This window comes from Vibrio sp. Vb1980 (assembly GCF_033338615.1).
In the GTDB taxonomy this organism is placed as follows: Bacteria; Pseudomonadota; Gammaproteobacteria; order Enterobacterales; family Vibrionaceae; genus Vibrio; species Vibrio alginolyticus.
The window spans coordinates 1-593 of sequence record NZ_JAWOSZ010000123.1 but is presented as its reverse complement, the minus strand read 5'-3'; the positions used below and the strand labels follow the sequence as shown (position 1 = coordinate 593).

Annotated in this window: 1 protein-coding gene; it reads right to left on the bottom strand. The window is 46.7% G+C overall.

What is annotated here, in order from left to right; all coding sequences use genetic code 11:
- The coding region (locus tag R7F64_RS24105; RefSeq protein WP_318072179.1) for an ACT domain-containing protein at positions 1-593 on the bottom strand (593 nt) is incomplete at both ends.

The following is a 593-nucleotide window of genomic DNA, read 5'->3' as shown; positions in this document are numbered from 1 at the left end:
TCACTAGACGTACAATCCACAAGTACAGGGTTGATGATGTGATTGCGCTGAACCAACGCGATTAAACGAGCTAGACTGAATTCTTCTGTTGCCGCTGACATGCGGTCGCGCCAGTGTTCTAGTGGTAAGCCTTCACTATCGAGTAGCAAGCCTTTGCTATTTGCTAAACCACACACTCGAATCACGATACCTTTTTCTGCCAGTTTGGATTGCTGACGTTGGATCTGATCCACCAGCTCACCGCCAACACCGCCAACACCAACAACAAACACATCGAGGAAGTATTTGGAGTTAAATAGGTTTTCGTGACACGCTTTGATCGCCTCAGAAATTTTGTCTTCCGGAATTACCGCAGAGATAGCACGCTCTGAAGAACCCTGCGCAATCGCGACGATATTAACATTCACTTCCGCAAGAGAAGAGAAGAAACGTGAAGCAACACCACGGGATGTACGCATGCCGTCACCAACCAAGGTAACGATAGAAACATCATCGATAAAATCAACCGGTTCCAATAGACCGTCTTTTAGTTCAAGCTCAAACGCATCCGCCAGAACTTGTTGAGCTTTCAGCTTATCATCAGCCTCGATACA